Source organism: Nonomuraea turcica, from assembly GCF_030718205.1.
GTDB lineage: Bacteria > Actinomycetota > Actinomycetes > Streptosporangiales > Streptosporangiaceae > Nonomuraea.
This window is the reverse complement of record NZ_JAUZQF010000007.1, coordinates 293,332-316,540: the sequence shown is the minus strand read 5'-3', so window position 1 is coordinate 316,540 and position 23,209 is coordinate 293,332. Positions and strand designations below refer to the sequence as shown.

Sequence of the window (23,209 nt, the reverse complement as noted above, 5' to 3'; positions counted from 1 at the left end):
CACATGGCCCAGCTCGACAGCTCGCCGTACCCCGACGACCTGCGCGAGGAGCTCGCCGTCCAGCCCCGCGCGGGCCTGTCGAAGCTCACGCTGACGCTGGCCGCCGGCGTCGTGCTGGTGGCGGGGATCATCATCGGCATCCAGGCCGGCAAGCTGACCGGCGGCTCGGCCGACACCGGAGCCCAGCTGCGCGCCGGAGGAATGCAACAGGCGCCCCAGGGGTACGGCCCCGCGGGAGTGCAGCAGGCGCCCCCCGGGGACGGCGGCCGGCAGGGCGGCTTCGCCCAGCGCATGGGCGGCGGCGGCACGATCGGGACCGTGGAGAAGGTGGAGGGCGGCACGATCTACGTCAAGACCATGGACGGCTCCACCGTCACCGTCACCACCACCGACCAGACCACCGTCCAGATCGCCAAGCCGGGCAAGGTGTCCGACCTGCAGGCGGGCAGCACGATCACGGTACGCGGCCGCCAGGGCAACGACGGCTCCGTGGCCGCGGCCTCGATCACCCAGGGAGGCGGCCCGCGATGAGCCGCGAGCCCGAGGCCAGGCTGCTGGTGGTCGACGACGAGCCCAACATCAGGGAACTGTTCTCGGCCAGCCTGCGCATGGCCGGGTTCGAGGTGCTGACCGCCGCCGACGGCATGGAGGCGCTGCGGGTGGCCGAGGAGAGCTCGCCGGACCTGGTGATGCTCGACGTGATGCTGCCCGACCTTGACGGCCTGGCGGTCGCGGGCAGGCTGCGGTCCCGCGGCCGCCGGGTCCCCGTGCTCTTCGTGACCGCCAAGGACGCGCCCGAAGACAGGATCGCCGGGCTGGGGCTCGGCGAGGACTACGTGACCAAGCCGTTCAGCCTGGAAGAGGTCATCGCCCGGATCCGGGCGGTGCTGCGCAGGACCCGGCGCGGTACTCCGCCGCCGAACCGGCTGCAGGTGGCCGACCTGGAGCTGGATGAGGAGACCCACGAGGTCTGGCGGGACGGCATCCCCGTGAAGTTGTCGCCGACGGAGTTCAGGCTGCTGCAGTACTTCATGCTCAACGTGGGCCGGGTGCTGTCCAAGACGCAGATCCTCGACCACGTCTGGAACGGCGACTGGCGCACCGACGTCGGCCTCGTCGAGTCGTACGTCTCCTACCTGCGCAGGAAAGTGGACACCGGCGAGCGCAAATACCTGCACACGCTGCGCGGGGTCGGCTACATCCTGCGCCCGCCCCGCGTATGAGGAAGTATCTGGCGCGGACTCCGCTGTGGCTGCGGCTGGTCTCGGCCACCCTGCTGCTGGTCACCCTCGCCATCACCCTGACCGGCCTGTTCGCCGCGTGGCTGCTGCGGGGCTACCTCGTCGACCGCGTCGACCAGCAACTGCGCGCCGCCAGCGCACCGCGCGAGCTGCCCCCGCCGCCCGAGCCGCGCCCGGTGGGCGCGCGCCCGCAACGTTTCTTCGGGCTGTTCCACGTCGTGGTGCTGAACGCGAACGGCGTCACGATCAGGACGCTCAGCGAGTCGACCGACGAGCATGTCCCCGCCCTGCCCCGGCTGGCCGCCGCCGACGTGCGCGCGCTCCAGGGCCGCCCGTTCACCGTCGAGTCGCGAGCGGCCGGCGGCCCGAGCTGGCGGGTCGTCGCCGCGCCCGGGCGTGAGGGCCAGAGCCGGGTGATCGCCATGAATCTGGGCGAGGTGGACGCCACGGTCTCGCAGCTCGCCCTCATCGTGGCGGTGGCCGGTGGCGGCACGCTGATCGTGCTCGGTGTCGTCTGCCATTGGCTGGTACGCCGCAGCCTGCGCCCGCTGCGCGACATCGCGCGGACGGCCAAGGACATCGCGGGCGGCGACCTGTCACGCCGCGTGCCGCTCTGGGCGGCCACCACCGAGGTCGGCAAGCTCGGCCGCTCGCTCAACACCATGCTCGCCCGGATCGAGTCGGCAGCGCGGGAACGGGAGGACGCGGCCGAGTCCGCCCGCCGCTCCGCCACGGCCGCCAGGCGCTCGGAAGAGCTGATGCGCCGGTTCATGGCCGACGCCTCCCACGAGCTGCGCACACCGCTGACGTCGATCAGGGGGTTCGCGGAGCTCTACCGGCTGGGGGAGGAGCGCGACCTGGACGAGGCCGTACGGCTGCTGAGCCGCATCGAGGGGCAGGCGGCGCGGATGGGGCTGCTAGTGGAGGACATGCTGCTGCTCGCCCGGCTGGACCAGCGGCGCGAGCTGGCCATGCGGCCCGTGGACCTGCTGAGCCTGGCGGCCACGGCGGTGATCGACGCCCAGACGCTGGCGCCCGACCGGCGGATCGAGCTGGTACGGCTGTTCGCGGGAGAAGGCGACGTGGTGGTGATCGGGGACGAGCCGCGGCTCGGGCAGGTGCTCGGCAACCTCGTGACCAACGCGCTCACCCACACCCCGCCGGGCACGGCGTTCCAGGTGCGCGTCGGCGTGGACGGCGACCAGGCCGTGGTTGAGGTGGCCGACGAAGGGCCCGGGTTCCCGCCGGACGTGGCGGAGCGGGTGTTCGAGCGGTTCTACCGGGCCGACCCGGCACGCGGCGCCGGCGGGTCGGGACTGGGGTTGTCGATCGCGGCGACCCTGGTGGAGGCGCACGGCGGGATCGTCACCGCGGAGTCCGAGCCCGGCAAGGGCGCCCTGTTCCGGGTGATCCTTCCGGTGACTCAGCCGAAGGCGTAGCCGAACAGGCCGGTGCCCTTGTCGAGCTGGCGGACCTTGCCCAGCCGCAGACCCGGCTTCCTGGAGCCCGGCGCGTACATGACCAGCCCCTGGTCCGGCGCCGCCACCACCAGCCCGTACAGCGGCCGGCGCTTCTCCAGCGGCCGGTAGCGCTCGCCCAGGGGCAGCGCGGCCATTGAGGCGCCGAAGTCCCGCCCCTTGCCCTTGATCAGCAGGTTCCCGACCCTGGTCAGCCCGCCGGAGGACCGGCCCATCAGCACCTGGACCGCCCGCTCGCCGGGCACGCCGATGGCCAGCTCGTCCCTGCCGTCGCCGTTGAAGTCCCCGGCGGCGAGCGACGCGCCGAACCGGTCGTAGTAACGGGGCTTGCCGTCGAGCGTGTTCTGCGACCAGGCCTCGGTTTTGTCGGTGCGCAGCCCGTTGCGGGAGCCGTACAGAACGTCGACGGTGCCGTCACCGTAGTCCAGGGCGCGCTGGTTCTTGGTGATGCCCTCGCCGGGCACGCCGATGGCCAGGTCGGCCTTGCCGTCGCCGTTGAAGTCCCCGGCGGTCAGCGCCGCGCCGAACCCGTCCCACTTCTCGGAGGCGCCCTTGATGCCCGGGCTGCTCTGGGTGAGCTGCCGCGCCCGCTCGCCCCGTACGTCGATCACCGTCACCGAACCCTGCCCGTCCAGCGTGACGCTGTCGGCAGGCGCCCCGACGGCCAGCTCGTCGCGCCCGTCCCCGTCGAAGTCCCCGGTCGCGAGCGAGGCGCCCCACTGGTCGGTCACGTTCGCCGCCTGCCGCACCCACGGCGTCTTCTGCGTGATCTGGTACGGCTTGCGGCCCTTCATCCAGTACACCGTGACCGCGCCGCCCGACCGGTGGCTGGGCGCGCCCACGACGAGCTCATCCCGGCCGTCCCCGTCGAGATCCCCGGCGGCCAGCGAGGCCCCGAACCGGTCGCTGGACGGCTTCGCGACCGCCAGCTCCTTGCCTTTGACCAGACCGTCCACGGACCCGTTGAAGAGCTGGACGACCCCGTTCCCGTCGGCGCCGGAGATCCGCTCCCCGGCGAACTCCTCCGACACCCCGACGGCCAGGTCGGCGCACTTGTCGCCGTTGAAGTCGCCGACGGCCAGCGCCGAGCCGAACGAGTCGCCCGGCTCCGCGCCGTCCTGGGCGAGCTTCACCTTCTTTCCCGACCCATACATGACGGTCACCGAACCGGCCCGCGCGTTGTCGTAGGGGGCGGCCACGGCGAGGTCGGGACGGCTGTCGCCGTCGAAGTCGAGAGGATGCCCGCCGCACGAGCGGGCGGCGGCGGGAGTGGCGCCGGAAGCGAGGGGCAGAACCAGGCAGGCGGCGAGCAGCGCATTCATACTTGCAGGTATGTCCGCCCCGCACGAACCCGGCTTTAACACCGTGGGAACGTGCCAGGATAGACGGGTGGACATCGACCTCGCTGATCTGGATTTCTGGCGCAGGCCGCTCAAAGAGCGGAATGAGGCGTTCGCCCGGCTCCGGCAATTAGAGCATCCGGTGTTCTTCCCGGAGAAGAAGGTGCCGCTCCTGCGCTCCGGCAAGGGCTTCTACGCGCTCGTACGGCACGCGGACGTGGTCGAGGCCAGCCGCAACGCCAAGATCTTCTCCAGCGAGCCCGCGGTCACCAACCCGGAGCCGCCCGGCTGGGTGAAGCAGGTGTTCGGCGAGTCGATGGTCAACATGGACGACCCGCGCCACGCCCGCCTGCGCCGCATCGTCACCCGCTCCTTCAGCCCCAAGATGCTGGCCGGCCTGCAGAGCGACATCGAGGCCGCCTGCGCCCGCATCGTCGACGACGTCGTCAAGGACGGCCCCCGCGACTTCGTCACCCAGGTCGCCGCCCGCCTGCCGATCCACGTCATCTGCGACATGCTCGACATCCCGCAGGAGCTGCGGGCCAAGGTCCACCAGCACGTCGACATCTCCACCGCCTACACCGGCGTACGCCCCAGCCTGGCCCGCAGCGTCCAGATGGCCGGCCAGAACATGCTGGCCCTGCTGGCGTTGCAGCGCATGGTCATCAAGCTCGGCCACGAACGCGTCGCCGACCCCAAGGGCGACCTCGTCTCCCTCCTGGTCAACGCCAACCCCGACGGGGAGAAGCTGACCGACAAGGAGCTCGGCTCCTTCTTCGCGTTGCTGCTGGTCGCCGGCAACGAGACCGCCCGCAACACGATGGCGCACGGCATCAAGCTCCTCACCGACAACCCGGCGCAGCGCGAGCTGCTCATGAGCGACTTCGGCACGCACATCAACGCGGCCATCGAGGAGATGGTCCGCTACGTCTCGCCCATCATGCAGTTCCGCCGCACGGTCACCGAGGACTATGCGCTGCGCGGCCTGGAGCTGAAGAAGGGCGACAAGGTCGTGTTGTTCTACGGCTCCGCCAACCGGGACGAGTCCGTCTTCCCTGACGCGGACACGTTCGACATCACCCGCGACACCAAGCCGCACGTCGGCTTCGGCGGCCCGGGACCGCACTTCTGCCTGGGTGCGAACCTGGCCAGGCAGGAGATGCGGACGATGTTCCGCGAGCTGCTGAACAGGCTCCCCGGCGTGCGCTCGGTCGGCGAGCCCGAGCTGCTGTTGTCGAACTTCGACAACAGCGTCCGCAGTCAGGCGTTCACCTTCTAGTCCTCGTCGGCCAGGACGTTGGTCCTGATGGCGGCGAACGTGATCAGCGCCGACACCACCATCATCCCGGCGCTGATCAGCATGGCCATCCGGAACCCGGCGTCGAACACCGTGGGATTCTGGAACGCGTCGCCCACCAGGCCGACCGCCGGCGGCACCGCGGCCACCGCCAGCAGGCTCCCGGTGCGGGCCACCGCGTTGTTGACGCCGCTGGCGGTGCCCGCATACCGCTCGTCGGCGGTGGCCAGCACGGTCGCCGTGAGCGGCGCGACGGCCGCCGACAGCCCCAGCCCGAAGATGGAGGCCGCGGGCAGGACCTGCAGCAGGTAGGAAGCGCCTGGCCCGATCGTGCTCATCCAGAGGAAGCCGCAGCCCGCGAGCAGGATCCCGAGCGTCATCGGCAGGCGCGGCCCGTACCGCTTGGCGACCTCGCCGGCCCGGGCGGACAGCAGGATCATCAGGATCGTCGTCGGCAGCATCGCCAGCCCCGCCGCGATGGGGGAGAACCCGGACACCACCTGCAGCTGCACGACCAGCAGGAAGAACACCACGCCCATGGCCGCGTACATGATCAGCGTCACTACGTTGACCGCCGTGAACACGTGGTTCCTGAAGAGTCCCACCGGCACCAGCGCGTCCGGCGACCGCCGGATCTCGAGCACCACGAACGCCGCCCCCAGCACGAGCCCCACGACGAGCGGCACCGCCGCGCCGCTCTCGATCAGCCCGTACGTGACCCCGGCCAGCGCCAGCGCCGCCAGCACCGACCCCAGCACGTCGAAGCGCCCCGCGGCCTGCTCGTCCCTGCTCTCGGGCACGTGCCGCAGCGCGACCAGCACCACCACCAGCGCGAACGGCAGGTTGATCAGGAACGCCCACCGCCACCCCACCGTCTGCACGAGCCACCCGCCGAGCAGCGGCCCGATCGCGGCGGCCACCCCGCCGAGCCCCGACCACGCCCCGACCGCCCGCGGGCGGTCGTGGCGCACGAACGACGCCTGGATGATCGCCAGCGACCCCGGTGTCAGCAGCGCCCCGCCGATGCCCTGCAGCGCCCGGCCCGCGATCAGGAACTCGATGTTCGGCGCCAGCCCGCAGAGCGCGGACGCCACGGCGAACCACACCGTGCCGACGAGGAAGATCCTCCGCCGGCCGTACCGGTCGCCGAGGGACCCACCCAGGAGGATCAGCCCAGCGAGGGTGAGCGTGTAGGCGTTGATCGTCCACTGCAGGCCGGCCATGCCCGCGTCGAGATCCCGGCCGAGGAACGGCAGTGCGACGTTGACCACGGTGCTGTCGAGCATGGCGAGCCCGGACCCGAGCACGGTCGCGAGCAACACCCACCGGCCGCTCGCCGACTTCAGCTCCAAATGTTCGCCGTTATGGAGCTCTTTGGGGCCAATTGTCATGGGCCCCATCCTGTCATCGTGCCGGAGCGCGATCAGGCGGGGGATCGGCTGCCGAGCGCCCGCAGCACGAACTCGCAGACCAGCGCCTCCGCGGCCTCAACCGTGACGGCCCCGCTGATGAGCGGAACCCGCTCGGCCCCGATGACAGCCAGGATCATGCGAGCAGTGGCCGGAACGTCGATCACCCGGAATTCGCCCGACGCGATGCCGCTCTCCAGGATCTCCACGAGAATGCGCTGCATGGGCGCGACGTGCTCGGCCAGTTGCTGGTAAGCGTCCGGCCCCAGCGCCGCGCTGAGATCGGCCGCCCCCGGATGCGGATGCGCCAGCAGCCCCGCGAGCTGCAGCCGGACGAAAGCCCGCAACCGATCCGCCGGCGAGGCGCCCTCGGACAGCTCCCGCTCGTAGCTGTCGATGAAGTATTGGGTCACTCGCTCGGTGAAGGCCAGCAACAATGCCGCCTTGTCCGGAAAGTAGTTGTACAGCACCGTCCGGGTGATCCCGGCCTCCGCGGCCACGTCCGTCAGGGAGATGCCGTCGATGCCCTGCACGCGGGCCAGGCGCGAGACGGCCTGCAGGATGCGGTCGCGCGTCTGAGCACGGTGCTCGCCGATCGTGGCGGCCGAGATGCGGGGCATAGGCCCATGGTAGGCCGAGCCGGGCTGATCGCCGCGGGCTCCCGGTCCTCACATCACGGGTGAGCCGCCTGTTGTAACAGTCTGATCACGTCCGATGCCTCCCTCTCGACATCGGGGAAACCTCTGCTCAACAATCACGTCAATCGTTCTACGTAAATCGTTTGACGTGAGAGGAGCGGCTGGTGGCGACGCTGAAGGACGTGGCGACGAGAGCGGGCGTTTCGGTCTCCACCGTGTCGCTCGTCATGAACGGCAGGGACGCCGGGCGGGTCAAGCCGGCCATCGGTGAGCGCGTCAGGCGCGCGGCGGCCGAGCTCGGCTACGCGCCCAACCTGCTCGCCCGCAGTTTGCGCACCCGCCAGACCAACACCATCGGCCTGCTGTCGGACATGGTGGCCAGCACGGCGTTCGCCGGCCGGATGCTCAAGGGTGCCCAGGAGGCGGCATGGGAGCAGGGCTGCCTGCTGCTGCTCATCGACACGGGCGGCAACGCCGAGATGGAGCAGAGCGCGGTGCAGGCACTGGTCCAGCGCAATGTCGACGCGCTGATCTACGCCTCGATGTACCACCGCGAGATCGAGCTGCCGGAGATCCCCGAAGGACTGCCGCTGATCGTGCTGGACGGGCGGCCCGTCGAGGGGGACGTCGACTGGGTGGTGCCCGACGAGCGCGGCGGCGCGCGGGACGCGGTGGAGCACCTGATGACCGCCGGGCACACCCGGATCGGGTTCTGCACGGTCGATGAGGACATACCGGCCGCCCACCAGCGGCTGGAGGCCTACCAGGACACGCTCGGCGAGCACTTCGATCCGTCGCTGGTGATGCGTGGGACGACCGGAGACGTCCACAGCGGGCAGTGGGCGGCGCGGGAGCTGCTGTCGCGGCCCGACCGGCCGACCGCGCTGTTCTGCTACAACGACCGCGTGGCGATGGGGGCTTACCGGGCCGCCCGCCACTTGGGGCTCGCCGTACCGGGCGACGTGTCGATCGTCGGCTTCGACGACCAGGAGCACATCGCCGACTCACTGGAGCCCGGGCTGACCACCGTCGCCCTGCCGCACTACGAGATGGGCGCCTGGGCGGCGTCCCGCCTGCTGAGCAAGGCCGAGGGCGACCAGGCCGAGCACAAGCTCATGCCGTGCCCGCTGGTCGTCCGCGACTCGGTGGCGGTGCCGCGGTGACGCTCACGGCGCCCCCGCGGCCTGCCGTCCGGCATCGAGGACAGCCGCGCAAGCTCGGGGTGTGGACGCGGGCGCGGCGGGCCTGGCAGCTGTACCTGCTGCTGGCGCCGGTGCTGGCGTACTTCGCGGTCTTCAAGTACTGGCCGATGTACGGCGTGCAGATCGCCTTCCGTGACTACCGGCCGGACGCGGGCTTCCTGGGGAGTCCGTGGGTGGGGGTCAAGCACTTCGCCAGGTTCTTCAACTCCTTCCAGTTCTGGGATGTCTTCACCAACACCGTCCTGCTGGCGCTGTTCAACCTTGCGGTCGTCTTCCCGGTGCCGATCCTGCTGGCGCTGCTGGTGAACCAGTTGCCGGGCCAACGGTTCAAGCGCCTCACCCAGACCGTGCTGTACGCGCCGACGTTCATCTCGACCGTGGTCGTGGTCGGCATGCTGTACGTCTTCCTCGCGCCGCGTACCGGGCTGGTGAACAACGTCATCGTGCTGCTGGGCGGCGAGCCGATCTTCTTCATGGGCGAGGCGGAGTGGTTCCGCCCGGTCTACGTCGCCTCCAGCCTGTGGCAGGAGGCCGGCTTCCAGATGGTCGTCTACCTGGCGGCGCTGGCGGGCATCGACCCGTCGCTGCACGAGGCGGCCAAGATGGACGGCGCGTCGCGCCGGCAGCGCATCCGCCACGTGGACCTGCCGGGCATCGCGCCGACGATCTCGGTGCTGTTCATCCTGGCCGTGGGCAACCTGCTCAACATCGGCTTCGAGAAGGCGCTGCTCATGCAGACGCCGCTGAACGAGTCGTCCTCCCAGATCATCCAGACCTACGTCTACGAGGCCGGGCTCAAACAGGCCCAGTTCAGCTTCTCCGCGGCGGTCGGGCTGTTCAACTCCATGATCAATCTGGCCCTGCTGCTCACGTTCAACTCCGTCGCCCGCAAGGCGCGGCAGGGAGCCCTCCTATGACCAAGCGCCTCGGCGATCCGCTGTTCAACGCGGTGACGCTGCTCATCATCGGCGGCGCGCTCGCCGCGATCATCTACCCCCTCTACTTCATCCTCATCGCGTCCGTCAGCGACCCGGACCAGGTCAACACCGGCCAGGTCTGGTTCTGGCCGTCGGGCGTGACCTTCGACGGCTACCGCCGCATCCTGTCGGATCCCACGGTCTGGCAGGGCCTGGCCAACTCGGTCACCTACACCGCGCTCGGCACCGTGCTCAGCGTCGCGCTGGTGCTGGCCGGGGGCTATGCGCTGTCCCGGCACGACCTGCCGGGACGCAACGTGATCCTGCTGCTGATCGTGGTCACCCTCTTCTTCGACGGCGGCCTCGTGCCCCGCTACCTCGTGGTGCGCGACTTGGGATTGCTCGACACGGTGTGGGCGATGATCCTGCCCAACGCCGTGACCGTGTGGAACCTGGTCATCGCGCGCGTCTACTTCGAGTCCAACATCCCCGCCTCGCTGCGCGAGGCCGCGAGCCTGGATGGCGCCTCCGACCTGCGCTTCTTCTTCAGGATCGCGTTGCCGCTGGCCAAGCCGCTGCTCGCGGTGATGGCCCTGATCCACCTGGTGTGGAACTGGAACGCCTTCTTCGACGCGCTCATCTTCCTCACCGACGACAGCAAGTATCCGCTGCAGCTGGTGCTGCGCAACATTCTCGTCCAGAACGAGGTCACCGCCTCCGGCAACCTGGTCGGCGACCTGGCCGGATACGCCGAGCAGCAGCGCATGGCCGGACTGATCAAGTACGCGATGATCGTCTTCGCCGCTGCCCCACTGCTCCTCGTTTTCCCCTTCCTGCAGAAGTACTTCGTCAAAGGCATGCTCATCGGAGCCGTGAAATGAAACACCCCCTCACCGCCGCCCTCCTCGCCCTGGCGCTGGCCGCCTGCGCCACGGAGGCGCCGGCCCCGAAGACCGCCGAGGGCCTCAACCCCACCGGCCTGCCCATTGTCAACCAGCAGATCAAACTCCGCTTCTCCGGCAAGAAGGCGCCGCTGGCTGCCGACTACGAGCAGATGACACTGCTCAAGCAGCTGGAGCAGAAGACGAACATCGACATCGTCTGGGAAAATCTGCCGGAGAACGTCTACACGGAGAAGAAGAACCTCCTGCTGGCCAGCGGCGACCTGCCCGACGCCTTCTACGACACCGGCTTCACCGACAACGACATCGCCACCTACGGCGGCAACGGCACGCTGATCCCGCTCGAAGGGCTCATCGACACGTACGCGCCGAACCTGAAGAAGGTCTTCGACAAGCGCCCCGAGATCAAGCGCGCGGTCACCGCCCCCGACGGGCACATCTACACCCTGCCCGCCGCCGAGGAGCTGGGCATCGGCGCGGTGCCGTTCTTCTGGTCCATCAACAAGAAGTGGCTGGACAAGCTCGGCCTCAAGGTGCCCACCACCGTTCAGGAGTTCCACGACGCGCTGGTCGCGTTCAAGACCAAGGACCCCAACGGGAACGGCAAGGCCGACGAGATCCCGCTCAGCTACATCGACAAGTGGTGGTGCGCCGACATCGGCGACCTGTTCGCCGCGTTGTCCGGCATGCCGGACAACCCGCAGCACCGCATCGTCCGCGACGGCAAGGTCATCTTCACCGCCGCGCAGCCCGAGTACCGCGACGCCGTGGCCGAACTGCACAAGTGGTACGCCGAAGGTCTCATCGACCAGGAGTCCTACGCCCAGGACGACAAGCAGTACCTCGCCAAGGGCAAGTCCGGCGTCCTCGGCACCTACGTGTGGTGGGAGACCGAGGAGGTCGCCGGCACCGGCAAGAGCGGCGACTACACGCTGATGGGGCCGTTGGAGGGTCCGAAGGGCCGCCTGGTCGGGCGGAGCAACGGCAGCGAGTACGGACGCAACGCCTTCGCCATCACCCGGGCCAACGAGCACCCGGAGGCCACCATGCGCTGGGTGGACGAACTGTACGAACCGTACATGTCCGCGCAGGTCGCCTGGGGCCCGATCGGTGAGGTCTTCGAGAAGGACGCCTCCGGCAAGCTCCACTACCTGCCTGTTCCCAAGGGAACCACGGCGGGCGAACGCCGCCAGAAGGTGGCGCCGGGCGGCCCGCGCGTGACCCTGCGCGAGGACTTCGAGACGGTCGTCGCGCCCGAGGAACGCGCAGCCCAGCGCAAGAAGGATCTGGAGCGGGTCTACCTGCCCTCCATCGAGAAGGAGAACTACCCGTCGGTCTTCTTCACCGCCGAGGAGCTGGCCGAGCTCACCGAGATCGAGACGGACGTGCTCGACCTGGTGGACCGGCAGCGGGCCACCTGGATCGTGAAGGGCGGCGTGGAGACGGAGTGGGACGCCTATGTGGCCCAGCTCGACCAGATCGGCCTCAAGCGGATGGTCGAGATCTACCAGACCGCGCTCGACCGCTACCGGAAGGGCCAGTAGTGGACGCCCATCGCCCCGCCTACCACTTCATGCCGCCCGCCAACTGGATGAACGAGCCGCACGCCGCCTTCCACCACGACGGCCTGCACCACATCTTCTATCAGAGCAATCCGTATGCCCCGCGATGGGAACGCATTCGCTGGGGCCACGCGGTCAGCCACAACCTCCTCGACTGGCGGCACCTGCCTGACGCCCTCACCCCTGAGGACGTGACGTTCGCCCCCGACGGCATCTGGTCCGGCAGCGCGAGCGTGGACGCCGACGGCAACCCGGTGCTGTTCTTCACCGCGGGGAACGGCGAAAAGCAGTCGATCGGGCTGGCACGTTCCACCGACCTCGTGCACTGGACGGCCGAGCCCGTCCTGGAGGCGCCCGGCGGGCACACCGAGTTCCGGGACCCGTTCGTGTGGAAGGACGGCGAGCGGTGGTTCATGCTGGTCGGCGCCGAGCACGAGCGGGGCGGGACCGCGCTCCTCTACTCCTCCGGCGACCTCACCACCTGGACCTTCGAGGGCCCGTTCGCCGTCGGTGACGCCGAACGCCTCCCGGAAACCGGCATCATGTGGGAGCTGCCGCTGCTGCTGCCTCTCGGCGACTCGGGCAAGCACGTCTTCATGGTCAGCCCGTGGTGGCGCGGCGAGAGCCCGCACTGGCTCACCTACGTGTGGTACTGGGTCGGCGTCTGGAACCCCACGTCCAGGACCTGGACCCCTGACCACCCCGACCCGCGCCACTTCGACTACGGCGCCCACTTCACCGGCGCCACCGGGACCGTCGACGCGGACGGGCGGACCCTGGTGTGGAGCATCGCCCAGGACCGCCGCACCGACGCCGAGCACGAGGCGGCGGGCTGGGCGCACAACGCCGGCCTGCCGCTGGAGCTGACTCTCGGCGACGACGGCGACCTCCGCGTCGCGCCCGTCGCCGAGCTGGCCGCCCTTCGCGGACCGGCCCTCACCGGGGAGGCCGGCGGCGACCTCCTGGAGGTCTACCTGGAGGCCGACCTCGCCGGCGAGGCCCGCATCGAGCTCCAGGTACGGCGGAGCCCGGATGGCGCCGAGGCCACCACCCTGTTCTACGACGCCGCACGCCAGTCCTTCGGCACCGGCGACCGAGAAGGCCCGCTCGCGATCGAGGACGGGCGCCTGCGCCTGCGTGTCTTCGTCGACCGCTCGATGGTCGAGGCGTACGCCAACGAGCGGCGCTGCATCACCACCCGGGCCTACCCCACCAGGCCCGACGCCCTCGGGTTCGCCCTCGTCACGCGCGGCACGGTAACCGTGCGCGAGCTGACGGCCTGGCCACTGCGCCCCGCGCACGTCGAGACCCTCGCGAGCGAAGCCCTCACCGTTCCCGCCTTCTAAGGAGAATTCATGCACCTGCCCCCCGGCCAGGGGGTGCGACCCTGCGCGCCGTACCGGCCGCAGCTGCACTACACACCCGCGCGCAACTGGATGAACGACCCCAACGGCCTGGTCTGGCACGACGGCGAGTACCACCTCTTCTACCAGTACAACCCCTACGGGAACGACTGGGGGAACATGTCGTGGGGACACGCCGTCAGCACCGACCTGGTCCACTGGGAGGAGCTCGGCGTCGCGATCGAGGCCACCGACGACGAGCACGTCTTCTCCGGAAGCGCCGTGATCGACCACGACGGGACCATGGTCGCCGTCTACACCAGCCACTACACCGCGTCGGGGCTGCAGGCGCAATCGCTGGCCCGCAGCACCGACCGGGGCAGGACGTGGACCCGCCACCCGGGCAACCCCGTCCTCGACATCGGCTCCAAGGAATTCCGCGACCCCAAGGTCTTCTGGTACGGCCCAGGGGGCTACTGGGTCATGGCCGTCGTGCTGGCCCTGGAGTGGAAGGTGAGCTTCTACCGCTCCGACGACCTGCTCTCCTGGACGTGGCTGAGCGACTTCGGACCTGACGGATCCGTTGACGGCATCTGGGAGGTTCCCGACCTGTTCGAGCTGGACGGCAGGTGGGTGCTGGTCGTCAGCCTCAATCCCGGCGGGCCGGCCGGCGGCTCCGGCGTCCAATACTTCGTGGGCCGCTTCGACGGCGTCACTTTTACCAGCGACTGGCCGGCCTCCTGGGCGGACCACGGCCGTGACTTCTACGCCGCGGTCTCCTGGAACCACACCCCGGACGGGCGGCGCCGCTGGATCGGCTGGATGAGCAACTGGGACGACGCCGCCGCCCACCCCACCGATCCGTGGCGTGGGGCGCAGAGTCTGCCGCGCGAGCTGCTGCTGGAGGACATCGGTGGCCGCCCGCGCCTGGTGCAGAGGCCCGTGGCCGCCCTCCAGTCGTTGCGCTCGACCGACGCCGTCCACCTCGCCGATCTCGACGTCCCGCCCGGCGTCACGTTCCGTCCCGTGCCCGAGGGGGCGCTGGAGATCACGGCGGAGTTCGAGCCGGGTAGGGCGGAGCGGTTCGGTCTGGTGATCCACGAGGGACTGCGCATCGGGTACGACGTCGTCCGTGGCGAGGCGTTCGTGGACGGGACGCCCAGCGGCCGGCACGCCGCCCCGCTTTCCGCGGATGGCCTGAGCCTGACCGCCATCGTGGACACCTCGTCGGTCGAGGTCTTCTTCGACCGTGGTCAGGTCGTCTTCACCGAACAGGTCTTCGCCGACCCCGGCTCGCCCCGCGTGGGCCTGTTCGCCGACAGCGGTACGGCGCTGCTGCGGTCCGCGACCCTCCACTCGCTGGCCTCCATCTGGGACGAATGATGATCATATGGGGCACATATGGTTAAATCATTCGCTCATTTGAGTGGATGATTGATTCGCGCTTTCATGGGTTCATGCTCTACTGCACTCCCGCACTCGAGCCGGCCGACAAGACGGTGCTGGCCGAGATAGAGGACATGCGGCAAGACCTCAAATACCGCTTGGCGGAGACCCACCGGTGGGACGGTCAGTTGCGCAGGCAACTCCAGGCTCGGGCGATCCAGGGGTCGAACTCCATCGAGGGCTACCGGGCCAGCGTCGAGGACATTCAGTCGATCATGGCCGGTGAGGAGCCGCTTGAGACGTCCGCCTCGGTGGCGAAAGAGATCGCGGGCTACCAGCAGGCGCTCACCTATATCGGAGCGCTGTCCAAGAGTCGCGTGTTCCGTTACGACGTCGGCGTGCTCAACGCACTCAACTTCATGATGATCGGTCATCACCGGGACAAGACTCCTGGAGTGATACGGCCGGGCAGCATCTTCATCCGCAATTCGCAGTCACGCGAAGTCGTTTACGAAGGGCCGGATGCCGAGCTGGTCCCAGAGCTCTTGAGCGAACTGGTCGTTTGGCTCAACGAGGGCGACCTGGAGGTGCAGAGCCATGTGCGGGCCGCCATGGCTCACTTCAATCTCGTAGGCATTCACCCGTGGCGCGATGGAAACGGCCGGATGTCGCGTGCCCTGCAGACCTTGGTCCTGGGCCGGGACCAGATCATGACACCTGAGTTTTCCTCCATTGAGGAATGGCTCGGTGAGCAGCGCACCACCTTTGAGTACTACGACATGCTCGGCGCGGTGCAGCGTCGGCGGTGGAGCCCGCACGGCGACACCCTCGAGTGGGTGCGCTTCTGCCTGAGAGCGCACCACATGCAGGCGCAGCGGGTGCGCCGGCGCCTCGCCGAGGCCGGCGAGATCTGGATGCTGTTGGAGGAGCAGGTCGACGCGGCCGGCCTCAATACACGCTGCGTCTCGGCGCTCTACGAGGCCTTCATGAGCAGGCGGCTGCGCCGGAGCAGATATCAGTCCGACGAGGGCCTCAGCCAGGGCCAGGCCGCCCGCGACCTGCGGGATCTCGCCGCCAAGGGCTGGCTCCAGCCGTACGGCGAGACGAAGGGCCGCTACTACGAGGCCGGCCCGCGGATGGCCGAGCTGAAAGCGGACTTCGCCGAGCGGGTCACCCCTTTGCGGGACCCCTATCGACGCTGATCGGGCGACCTCAGGCGGCGCTCTTCACGACGTGCTTGAGCTCGGCCAGCACCTCCGTGTTCAGCTGGTACGCCAGCTTGACCTCGCGGATGATGCGCTGCTGCTCCTGCTCGTCCAGCTCCAGGGCGTCCAGGCGGGCGCGGTATTCCGTCTTGAAGCGCGGCAGGCTGCCCAGCTCGTCGAAGCGGTAGAAGTCGACACCGCCGCCCGCGCCGTACCCGTAGATCTTCTGCAGTTCCATGCGGATGAACTGGCCGCCGGACAGGTCGCCCAGGTAGCGGGTGTAGTGGTGGGCGATGTAGCCCCCGGGCCAGTCGGAGACCTGGTGGATCCGTGCGACAAGGGTCTGGGTGGACGTGGATGGGGCGATCCGGTCGCGCCAGCCCGGACCGTAGATCTTCGACAGGTCCCGCTCCAAGGCGCGCTCGCGGTACAGCTCGGGGAACACGAAGCCGCCGGCCACTGGGTGGTCGGCGAGCCGGCGCGACACCCCGTCGAGTGCGACGTAGGCGAAGTAGTGCTGCGCCACCATCTCGCCGTACTCGTGCTCGTTCAGCCGGCCGTCCATCAGCGCCGCCAGGTATCCCTCGGACTCGGCGGACTGGTGGTCGCCCCACGTGGCGTTCCTCAGGGTTTCGGAGAACGGCGTCGTCACAGGCCACCTCTACTTGCGCTAACGTTTCATGACGAAGTGTCACAAACGCCGTCGTCGTACGTCAAGCCTTTGACGACAGTCTGTCATCAAAGCTCGCCTCCTCTCTCCTGTACCCCGAAAACGGGACGTCAAGAGGTCACTCGCTCGGGATGGCCGAGGGCGATCATGGCCAGGTTGCGCAGGGACGCGGTGCCGGGGGAGAAATAGTCGCTGTGGCCACCGGGGCCCACGTCGAAGACGCGGGCGCCGAAGCCTGGGCTCATGGGGTCGGTGCCGAAGCCGAGCGGGCCGATCTTGGTCTTTGGTACGAAACGGATCCAGTCGTCGTCGCCGAGTCCCGCCCACACGCGCGGCGGCAGGGCGGCGGCCGAGGGGACGTCGAGGCCGGGGCTGCCGAAGACGGCCAGGTCGGTGACCGGTAAGCCGGGAGCGGCGCCTTCGGCGCACAGCACCGAGCCGTAGCTATGGCACAGCAGCACGATCGGGGCGTCCGTGCGGGTGTGCAGCCCGGCGACCGTGCGGCGCAGCTCCGCGGCGCCTTCGACGGCCGCGTCGTCGGTGATCGCGCCCAGGCTCAGCGTCGGGGGAGAGTCGTAGCCCAGCCACGCCACCACCGCCAGCCGCTTCCCGGGCGCCAGCCGGGCCGCCTCCGCCAGCAGCGCCCGCGCCGCGCCGCCCGGTCGTCTCGTGCTGTCGTCGAACGTCGCCACCGTGGTGTCGGCGCCGGGCACGATGACCGCGACCCGGTCGGCCGTGACCACGTCGCCGTAGGTCCTCACCAACCGTCCGCCGGGCTGTCCCGGCCACATCAGGAACGTGCCGGCCGCCGTAAGGACTCCCGCGAGTGCAAGCCATCTCAGCATGCCCGCGACGTTACGGAGCGTTGCCGGTCGTTCGCGTCACCGTGAGGTTTGAACTTGCGTGTAGTACCGGAGGGGGACCTCGGCTCACCCGGCTCACGTCCGGTTCGTGGCCGCCGGGCGGCGGCGGGTCGCCGGCCAGCATGATGCGTGACCGCCCCGCCAGGCGGCGGTTGGCGGCCATGCTGGAGCGCGGCTGCGCCACGGTGACGACGTTCATCTCGGCCGCCGCGCTGGGTTACGAGGCGGTGCTCACCGTCAAAAGCGGCTTCCTCATGGTGCCGTGGGCAGAGGACCGTGTCGCGGTGGCCCTGGCCTGACCCCGCTATCGCGTGTAGCGGTGTTTGGCGCCCGGAGGGAAATACTCCGGGTCGCCGGCCTCGCGCAGGCGGATGAACGGCATCTGCTGCGCCGGCGGCACGTACGCGGCGAACTCGCTGTTCAGCCGCAGCAGTTGGGCCAGAATCGACGCGCCCACGGCCTGCGCCGTCTCCTCCGACGGCTTCTCGCCCGGCATCAGCTCCACGGTCACCGTCAGGTGCCGGTCGTGCCGGGCGTCCTCCACCACCTCCATCACGAACTTGCCCGTCACCGAGCCGGCGACCTCGGGCTGCTCCAGGCCGACGGCGATGTTCTCGGGAAAGACGTTCGCGCCGTAGTAGGAGACGGTGAAATGGCTGCGGCCGAACACGTACACGAAGGGCCGCTCGGGGCCCTGCACAGCCGGCTCGAAGCCGTGCCGCCGGACGAAAACCAGCATGCGCTCGTACGGGATCACGCCGCCCTCGTCGGCGATGTGGTAGCGGATGAGCGGGATGCCGTTGTCGCCCGAGAAGAGCAACGTGCCCTCGTGCTCCTCGAAGAAGCGCACGTCCGGGTCGTACTGGACGAGGGTCGGCAGCCGGGACTCGCCGAACAGCTCCCTCGCCGTGTCCGGGCGCCTGGCCAGGAAGCGGCGGATCTTCACCGACAGCGCGGTCTCGTTGCCCAGCACGCCCGCGTCGGCGGTGCCGTAGAGGGAGGCGATGCCGCGCACGGGGTCGGCGATCCCGGCCCGCTCGGCGACTAGGGTGCGCCACTCCTCGCTGAACACCTCGCCCGCCGTCACGAGCTTGATGTTCCAGGAGGCCCAGGGCAGGTCCTCGGTGTCGATGACGTTCTTCAGGAACGGCGGGTAGCCCAGGAGGACGACCTGGTCGAAGTACGGGGCCAGCTCCGGCAGGACGCGCGCGATCTCGCGGCGGTCGGTGCCGGGTGCCACGGCCGTGATCGGATAGCCGCGTTCGGCCAGGTGGCGGCAGCAGTTGATGGTGAACAGGCCACCCACCCAGGTGCCGAGCGCGAAGCAGACCACGGCCAGCGTGCGGCGCTCGCGGGCGGCGAAGGAGTCACGGAAGACCTCCTCGAACCGCGCGGCGATCACCCGCTCGTCCGCCACCGAGCGCGGCCAGAACGACGGCACACCCGTCGAGCCCGACGACACCGCGATCATGTCGCCGATCTCGCCGTTCCTGCAGAGGTCCGGCAGGGGGTGGCGAAGGGTGTAGGAGTCCTTCGTGGTCATCGGCAACCGCTCGAAGTCCTGAAATGTCGTCACCTTGGCCGGATCGACGTTGTTGGCCGCGAGAAAGGCCCTGTAGGCGGGAACGGTCGCCGCCACCTGATGGAAGAGCTCAACCGGGTCCATCAGCCGACTGTACGGCGCGGTTCCGGGCCCGTCACCTTCCCACGCGCTTACATGATTACGATCGCCCTGAGCGAACATCAACAAGGAAGGGAACAATGCGGGGCTCCAATGAATTGAGTCGGTATAACTCAACCCTTGGGAGTTCGCATGAGTGAGAGCTTGACCCTCCCGGTCCTGCCGCTGGACGACGAGGTCGTCCTGCCGGGCATGGTGGTCCCGCTGGACCTGTCCGACTCCGAGGTGCGCGCAGCCATAGACGCGGCCCGTGCATCCGGTGGCAACAAGCCGCGGGTCCTCCTCGTTCCCCGGATCGACGGCCGTTACGGCCCGGTCGGCGTGCAGGCCGTTGTCGAGCAGGTCGGGAGGCTGCCCGGCGGCGAGCCGGCCGCGGTGGTCCGCGGCGTCAACCGCGTCCGCGTGGGCATCGGCACCACCGGCCCCGGCGCCGCGCTGTGGGTCGCCGCCGACACGATCGACACCGTCCCCGCCGGCGAGCGCGCGCATGAGCTGGCCAAGGAGTACAAGGCCCTGGCCACGACGATCCTGCAGAAGCGCGGCGCCTGGCAGGTGGTCGACCAGGTCAACCAGATCGAGGACCCGTCGCTGCTGGCCGACAGCTCCGGCTACACCCCGTGGCTGACCACGGCGCAGAAGGTCGAGCTGCTCGAGGCCGCCGACCCGGCCGACCGGCTGGCCAAGCTGATCGAGTGGTCCCGCGAGCACCTCGCGGAGCTCGACGTCGCCGAGACGATCCGCAAGGACGTCCAGGAGGGCATGGAGAAGCAGCAGCGCGAGTTCCTGCTGCGCCAGCAGCTCGCCGCCGTGCGCAAGGAGCTCAAGGAGCTCAACGGCGACACCGAGACCGAGGAAGAGGACTACCGGGCCCGCGTCGAGGCCGCCGACCTGCCGGAGAAGGTGCGCGAGGCCGCGCTCAAGGAGGTCGACAAGCTGGAGCGGACCTCCGACCAGTCGCCCGAGACCGGCTGGATCCGCACGTGGCTCGACACCGTCCTCGACATTCCCTGGAACACGCGGACCGAGGACAACTACGACATCACGGGCGCGCGGACCGTGCTCGACGCCGACCACACCGGCCTGTCCGACGTCAAGGACCGCATCATCGAGCACCTGGCCGTGCGCAAGCGCCGCCAGGACAAGGGGCTCGGCGTGGTGGGCGGCCGCCGCAGCGGCGCCGTGCTCGCCCTCGCGGGTCCTCCCGGAGTCGGCAAGACCTCGCTGGGCGAGTCGGTGGCGCGCGCGATGGGCCGCAAGTTCGTCCGCGTCGCGCTCGGCGGCGTCCGCGACGAGGCGGAGATCCGCGGCCACCGGCGCACCTACGTCGGCGCGCTGCCCGGCCGCATCGTCCGCGCCATCCGCGAGGCCGGCTCGATGAACCCGGTCGTGCTGCTCGACGAGGTCGACAAGGTCGGCGCCGACTACCGCGGCGACCCCACGGCCGCGCTGCTGGAAGTGCTCGACCCGGCGCAGAACCACACGTTCCGCGACCACTACCTCGAGGTCGAGCTCGACCTGTCCGACGTGCTCTTCCTGGCCACGGCCAACGTCCTGGAGGCCATCCCCGGGCCGCTGCTCGACCGGATGGAGGTCGTCACGCTCGACGGCTACACCGAGGACGAGAAGGTCGCGATCGCCCGCGACCACCTGCTGCCGCGCCAGCTGGAGCTGGCCGGGATGAGCGCTGAGGAGGTGACCGTCCACGACGACGCGCTGCGCAAGCTGGCCGGCGAGTACACCCGCGAGGCCGGCGTGCGCTCGCTCGAGCGGGCGGTCGCCAGGATTCTGCGCAAGGTCGCGGCCAACGACGAGCTGCCCGTCACCGTCGGCGAGGGCGACCTGGTCGGCTACCTCGGCAGGCCGCGGTTCGTGCCGGAGTCCTCGCTGCCGGAGGCCACCCAGCGCACCTCGGTGCCGGGCGTGGCGACGGGCCTGGCGGTCACCGGGGCCGGGGGTGACGTGCTCTACGTGGAGGCGTCCATGGCCGACCCGGAGACCGGCGAGACCGGGCTCACGCTGACCGGTCAGCTGGGCGACGTGATGAAGGAGTCGGCCCGGATCGCGCTGTCGTACCTGCGCTCGCACGGCGCGGAGCTGGAGCTGCCGGTCACCGCGCTGAAGGACCGCTCGGTCCACGTGCACTTCCCGGCGGGCGCCGTGCCCAAGGACGGGCCCTCGGCCGGTGTGACGCTGACGACCGCGCTGGCCTCGCTGCTGTCCGGGCGGCTGGTCCGCAGCGACGTGGCCATGACCGGCGAGATCTCCCTGACCGGGCGGGTCCTGCCGATCGGCGGCGTCAAGCAGAAGCTGCTGGCCGCGCACCGGGCGGGCATCACCACCGTCCTCATCCCGGCCCGTAACGAGCCGGACCTGGACGACGTGCCCGAGGAGGTCCGCGGCGAGCTGACCATCCACGCGGTCAGCGACGTGCGCGAGGTCCTGGACATCGCGCTCACCCCGGCCCAGGTCGCCTCTACGGTCGCGGCCTGACGCCGGATCGCCCGCCGTACCCGCCCGGGTACGGCGGGCGTTGTCAGGTGCGGGCCGGCCAGTATTCGTCCCTGAGCAGCCGCTTGTAGAGCTTTCCCGTCGGGTGGCGGGGCAGCTCCGCGCGGAAGTCGACGGACCTGGGGCACTTGTAGTGGGCCAGGTGCTCGCGGCAGTACGCGATCAGCTCCGCCTCCAGCTCCGGCCCCGCCTCATCCATGGACATCGGCTCGACCACGGCCTTGACCTGCTCGCCCATTTCCTCGTCCGGCACCCCGAACACCGCCACGTCGGCCACCTTCGGGTGCACCGACAACACGTTCTCGGCCTCCTGCGGGTAGATGTTCACCCCGCCGGAGATGATCATGTAGGAGCGGCGGTCGGTGAGATAAAGGAAACCGTCGTCGTCCAGGTAGCCGATGTCGCCCAGCGTGGTCCAGCCGCGGCCCTTGGGGTCCCGTGCGGAGCGGGTCTTGTCCGGGTCGCCGTGGTATTCGAACCGGCCGCCGTTCTCGAAGTAGATCGTGCCGTGCTCGCCCGGCGGCAGGTCGTCGCCGTCCTCGTCGAGGATGTGCACGACGCCGAGGAGCGAGCGGCCGACCGTGCCCTTGTGCTGGAGCCAGTCCTGCGCGTTGACGTAGAGGAAGCCGTTGCCCTCGGTGCCGGCGTAGTACTCGTGGATGATCGGGCCCCACCAGTCGATCATCTGCTCCTTGACGGGGACGGGGCAGGGGGCGGCAGCATGGATCGCGTGCTGGAGCGATGAAATATCGTATTTTGTCCGGATCTCTTCCGGCAGCTTGAGCATCTTGATGAACATCGTGGGCACGAGCTGCGCGTGCGTCACCTTGTAGCGCTCGACCGCCTGCAGACACTGCTCCGGGTCGAAGCGCTCCAGCACCACCACCGTGGCGCCGAAGCGCTGGAACGTCAGGCAGTACCGCAACGGTGCGGCGTGGTAGAGCGGCGCGGGGGAGAGGTAGACGCTGTCGGCCGACGGCGCGAACAACGCCTGGATGAGCCTGAACAGCATGCCGGGCTCGGTGAGGGGGCCGTGCGGGGCGGTCACCTTGACGCCCTTGGGCCGGCCGGTGGTGCCCGAGGAGTAGAGCATGTCAGCGCCGGTGCACTCGTCGTCGATCGGGGTGACCGGCTGCTTGGCGACCGCCTCCTCGTAGGAGTCGAAGCCCTCGGCGGTGCCGTCGATCATGAGACGCAGCTCGACCTGGGGCGTGGCGGCGATGATCGAGGTGGCGACGCCGGCCAGGTCCGCGCTCGAGATGAACGCCCGCGCGCCGCAGTTGCCGACGATGTACGCCACCTCGTCGGTCTGCAACCGGGAGTTGATCGGCGTGTAGTACAGGCCCGAGCGGTGCGCGGCCCAGGCGATGGCCAGGAAGAGGGGATGGTTGGGCAGCATGAAGGCGAGGTGGTCGCCCGGGCGTAGCCCCGCCGCGCGGAACAGGTGGGCCAGGCGGTTGGACTCCTCGTCCAGCTCGCGATAGGTGATGATCCGTCCGGAGCCCGCCATGATCACAGCGGGCTTGTCTGGGGTGACTGCTGCGATGGCTCCCGGATACATATCCGA

20 protein-coding genes are annotated in these 23,209 nt (G+C 69.6%); 13 read left to right on the top strand and 7 right to left on the bottom strand.

Annotated features, from left to right (window positions below; translation table 11 throughout):
* Positions 1-3 precede the first annotated feature (3 nt).
* From Q9G87_RS20510 to Q9G87_RS20500, 3 genes are read left to right on the top strand one after another with little or no spacing between them, the layout of a single operon-like run.
* The gene (locus Q9G87_RS20510) at positions 4-531 is read left to right on the top strand and encodes a DUF5666 domain-containing protein (RefSeq protein ID WP_305918011.1); all 528 of its coding nucleotides are present in this window, start codon (positions 4-6) and stop codon (positions 529-531) included.
* A complete protein-coding gene (locus tag Q9G87_RS20505; RefSeq protein ID WP_305918010.1) occupies positions 528-1,223 on the top strand; it encodes a response regulator transcription factor in 696 nt (231 codons plus the stop codon). The genes Q9G87_RS20510 and Q9G87_RS20505 overlap by 4 nt, the downstream gene beginning before the upstream one ends.
* Positions 1,220-2,680: a sensor histidine kinase gene (locus Q9G87_RS20500; protein ID WP_305918009.1), complete on the top strand. Its 1,461-nt coding sequence runs from the start codon at positions 1,220-1,222 to the stop codon at positions 2,678-2,680. Before Q9G87_RS20505 ends, Q9G87_RS20500 begins: the two co-directional genes overlap by 4 nt.
* Here Q9G87_RS20500 and Q9G87_RS20495 read toward each other — a convergent pair.
* Entirely contained in the window at positions 2,665-4,041 is a 1,377-nt protein-coding gene (locus Q9G87_RS20495) for an FG-GAP repeat protein (protein WP_305918008.1), read from the bottom strand. The genes Q9G87_RS20500 and Q9G87_RS20495 overlap by 16 nt on opposite strands.
* Before the next feature lie 67 nt (positions 4,042-4,108).
* On the opposite strand from Q9G87_RS20495, the gene Q9G87_RS20490 reads away from it, so the two are divergent.
* Entirely contained in the window at positions 4,109-5,338 is a 1,230-nt protein-coding gene (locus Q9G87_RS20490) for a cytochrome P450 (protein ID WP_305918007.1), read from the top strand.
* Here the strand turns inward: Q9G87_RS20490 and Q9G87_RS20485 are convergent.
* Entirely contained in the window at positions 5,335-6,747 is a 1,413-nt protein-coding gene (locus tag Q9G87_RS20485; RefSeq protein ID WP_305918006.1) for an MFS transporter, read from the bottom strand. The genes Q9G87_RS20490 and Q9G87_RS20485 overlap by 4 nt on opposite strands.
* A 32-nt stretch (positions 6,748-6,779) precedes the next feature.
* Positions 6,780-7,385, bottom strand: a complete 606-nt coding sequence (locus Q9G87_RS20480; RefSeq protein ID WP_305918005.1) for a TetR/AcrR family transcriptional regulator — start codon at positions 7,383-7,385, stop codon at positions 6,780-6,782.
* A gap of 182 nt (positions 7,386-7,567) precedes the next feature.
* Here Q9G87_RS20480 and Q9G87_RS20475 point away from each other — a divergent pair, with 182 nt between their 5' ends.
* From Q9G87_RS20475 to Q9G87_RS20445, 7 genes are all read left to right on the top strand, one after another.
* The gene (locus Q9G87_RS20475; protein WP_305918004.1) at positions 7,568-8,566 is read left to right on the top strand and encodes a LacI family DNA-binding transcriptional regulator; all 999 of its coding nucleotides are present in this window, start codon (positions 7,568-7,570) and stop codon (positions 8,564-8,566) included.
* Complete coding sequence (locus Q9G87_RS20470; RefSeq protein WP_305918003.1) at positions 8,563-9,522, top strand: ABC transporter permease; 960 nt, start codon at positions 8,563-8,565, stop codon at positions 9,520-9,522. Before Q9G87_RS20475 ends, Q9G87_RS20470 begins: the two co-directional genes overlap by 4 nt.
* Complete coding sequence (locus tag Q9G87_RS20465) at positions 9,519-10,403, top strand: carbohydrate ABC transporter permease (RefSeq protein ID WP_305918002.1); 885 nt, start codon at positions 9,519-9,521, stop codon at positions 10,401-10,403. The genes Q9G87_RS20470 and Q9G87_RS20465 overlap by 4 nt, the downstream gene beginning before the upstream one ends.
* Entirely contained in the window at positions 10,400-11,968 is a 1,569-nt protein-coding gene (locus Q9G87_RS20460; protein WP_305918001.1) for an ABC transporter substrate-binding protein, read from the top strand. Before Q9G87_RS20465 ends, Q9G87_RS20460 begins: the two co-directional genes overlap by 4 nt.
* Complete coding sequence (locus Q9G87_RS20455; RefSeq protein ID WP_305918000.1) at positions 11,968-13,332, top strand: glycoside hydrolase family 32 protein; 1,365 nt, start codon at positions 11,968-11,970, stop codon at positions 13,330-13,332. The genes Q9G87_RS20460 and Q9G87_RS20455 overlap by 1 nt, the downstream gene beginning before the upstream one ends.
* 9 nt (positions 13,333-13,341) lie before the next feature.
* Positions 13,342-14,712: a glycoside hydrolase family 32 protein gene (locus Q9G87_RS20450; RefSeq protein ID WP_305917999.1), complete on the top strand. Its 1,371-nt coding sequence runs from the start codon at positions 13,342-13,344 to the stop codon at positions 14,710-14,712.
* Positions 14,713-14,786: 74 nt separating this feature from the next.
* The gene (locus Q9G87_RS20445) at positions 14,787-15,917 is read left to right on the top strand and encodes a Fic family protein (protein ID WP_305917998.1); all 1,131 of its coding nucleotides are present in this window, start codon (positions 14,787-14,789) and stop codon (positions 15,915-15,917) included.
* A gap of 10 nt (positions 15,918-15,927) precedes the next feature.
* Here the strand turns inward: Q9G87_RS20445 and Q9G87_RS20440 are convergent, their stop codons facing one another.
* Both Q9G87_RS20440 and Q9G87_RS20435 read right to left on the bottom strand, forming a co-directional pair.
* Positions 15,928-16,572: a biliverdin-producing heme oxygenase gene (locus Q9G87_RS20440; RefSeq protein ID WP_305917997.1), complete on the bottom strand. Its 645-nt coding sequence runs from the start codon at positions 16,570-16,572 to the stop codon at positions 15,928-15,930.
* A gap of 128 nt (positions 16,573-16,700) precedes the next feature.
* Positions 16,701-17,435, bottom strand: coding sequence for an alpha/beta hydrolase (locus Q9G87_RS20435; protein WP_305917996.1), 735 nt, complete (start codon positions 17,433-17,435; stop codon positions 16,701-16,703).
* Positions 17,436-17,575: 140 nt separating this feature from the next.
* Here Q9G87_RS20435 and Q9G87_RS20430 point away from each other — a divergent pair, with 140 nt between their 5' ends.
* On the top strand, positions 17,576-17,752 hold the full coding sequence (locus Q9G87_RS20430) for a hypothetical protein (protein ID WP_305917995.1): 177 nt from the start codon (positions 17,576-17,578) through the stop codon (positions 17,750-17,752).
* Between the two features lie 5 nt (positions 17,753-17,757).
* Here Q9G87_RS20430 and Q9G87_RS20425 read toward each other — a convergent pair whose 3' ends face one another.
* Positions 17,758-19,119, bottom strand: a complete 1,362-nt coding sequence (locus tag Q9G87_RS20425) for a phenylacetate--CoA ligase family protein (protein WP_305917994.1) — start codon at positions 19,117-19,119, stop codon at positions 17,758-17,760.
* A 147-nt stretch (positions 19,120-19,266) separates the two neighbouring features.
* Between Q9G87_RS20425 and lon the strand changes: the two genes are divergently transcribed.
* Positions 19,267-21,624 carry an endopeptidase La gene (gene lon, locus Q9G87_RS20420; protein ID WP_305917993.1) on the top strand — a complete coding sequence of 786 codons (2,358 nt, stop codon included), beginning with the start codon at positions 19,267-19,269 and terminating at the stop codon, positions 21,622-21,624.
* Between the two features lie 43 nt (positions 21,625-21,667).
* On the opposite strand, the gene Q9G87_RS20415 is transcribed toward lon, so the two are convergent.
* On the bottom strand, positions 21,668-23,203 hold the full coding sequence (locus Q9G87_RS20415; RefSeq protein ID WP_305917992.1) for an acyl-CoA synthetase: 1,536 nt from the start codon (positions 23,201-23,203) through the stop codon (positions 21,668-21,670).
* Between the last annotated feature and the right edge of the window lie 6 nt (positions 23,204-23,209).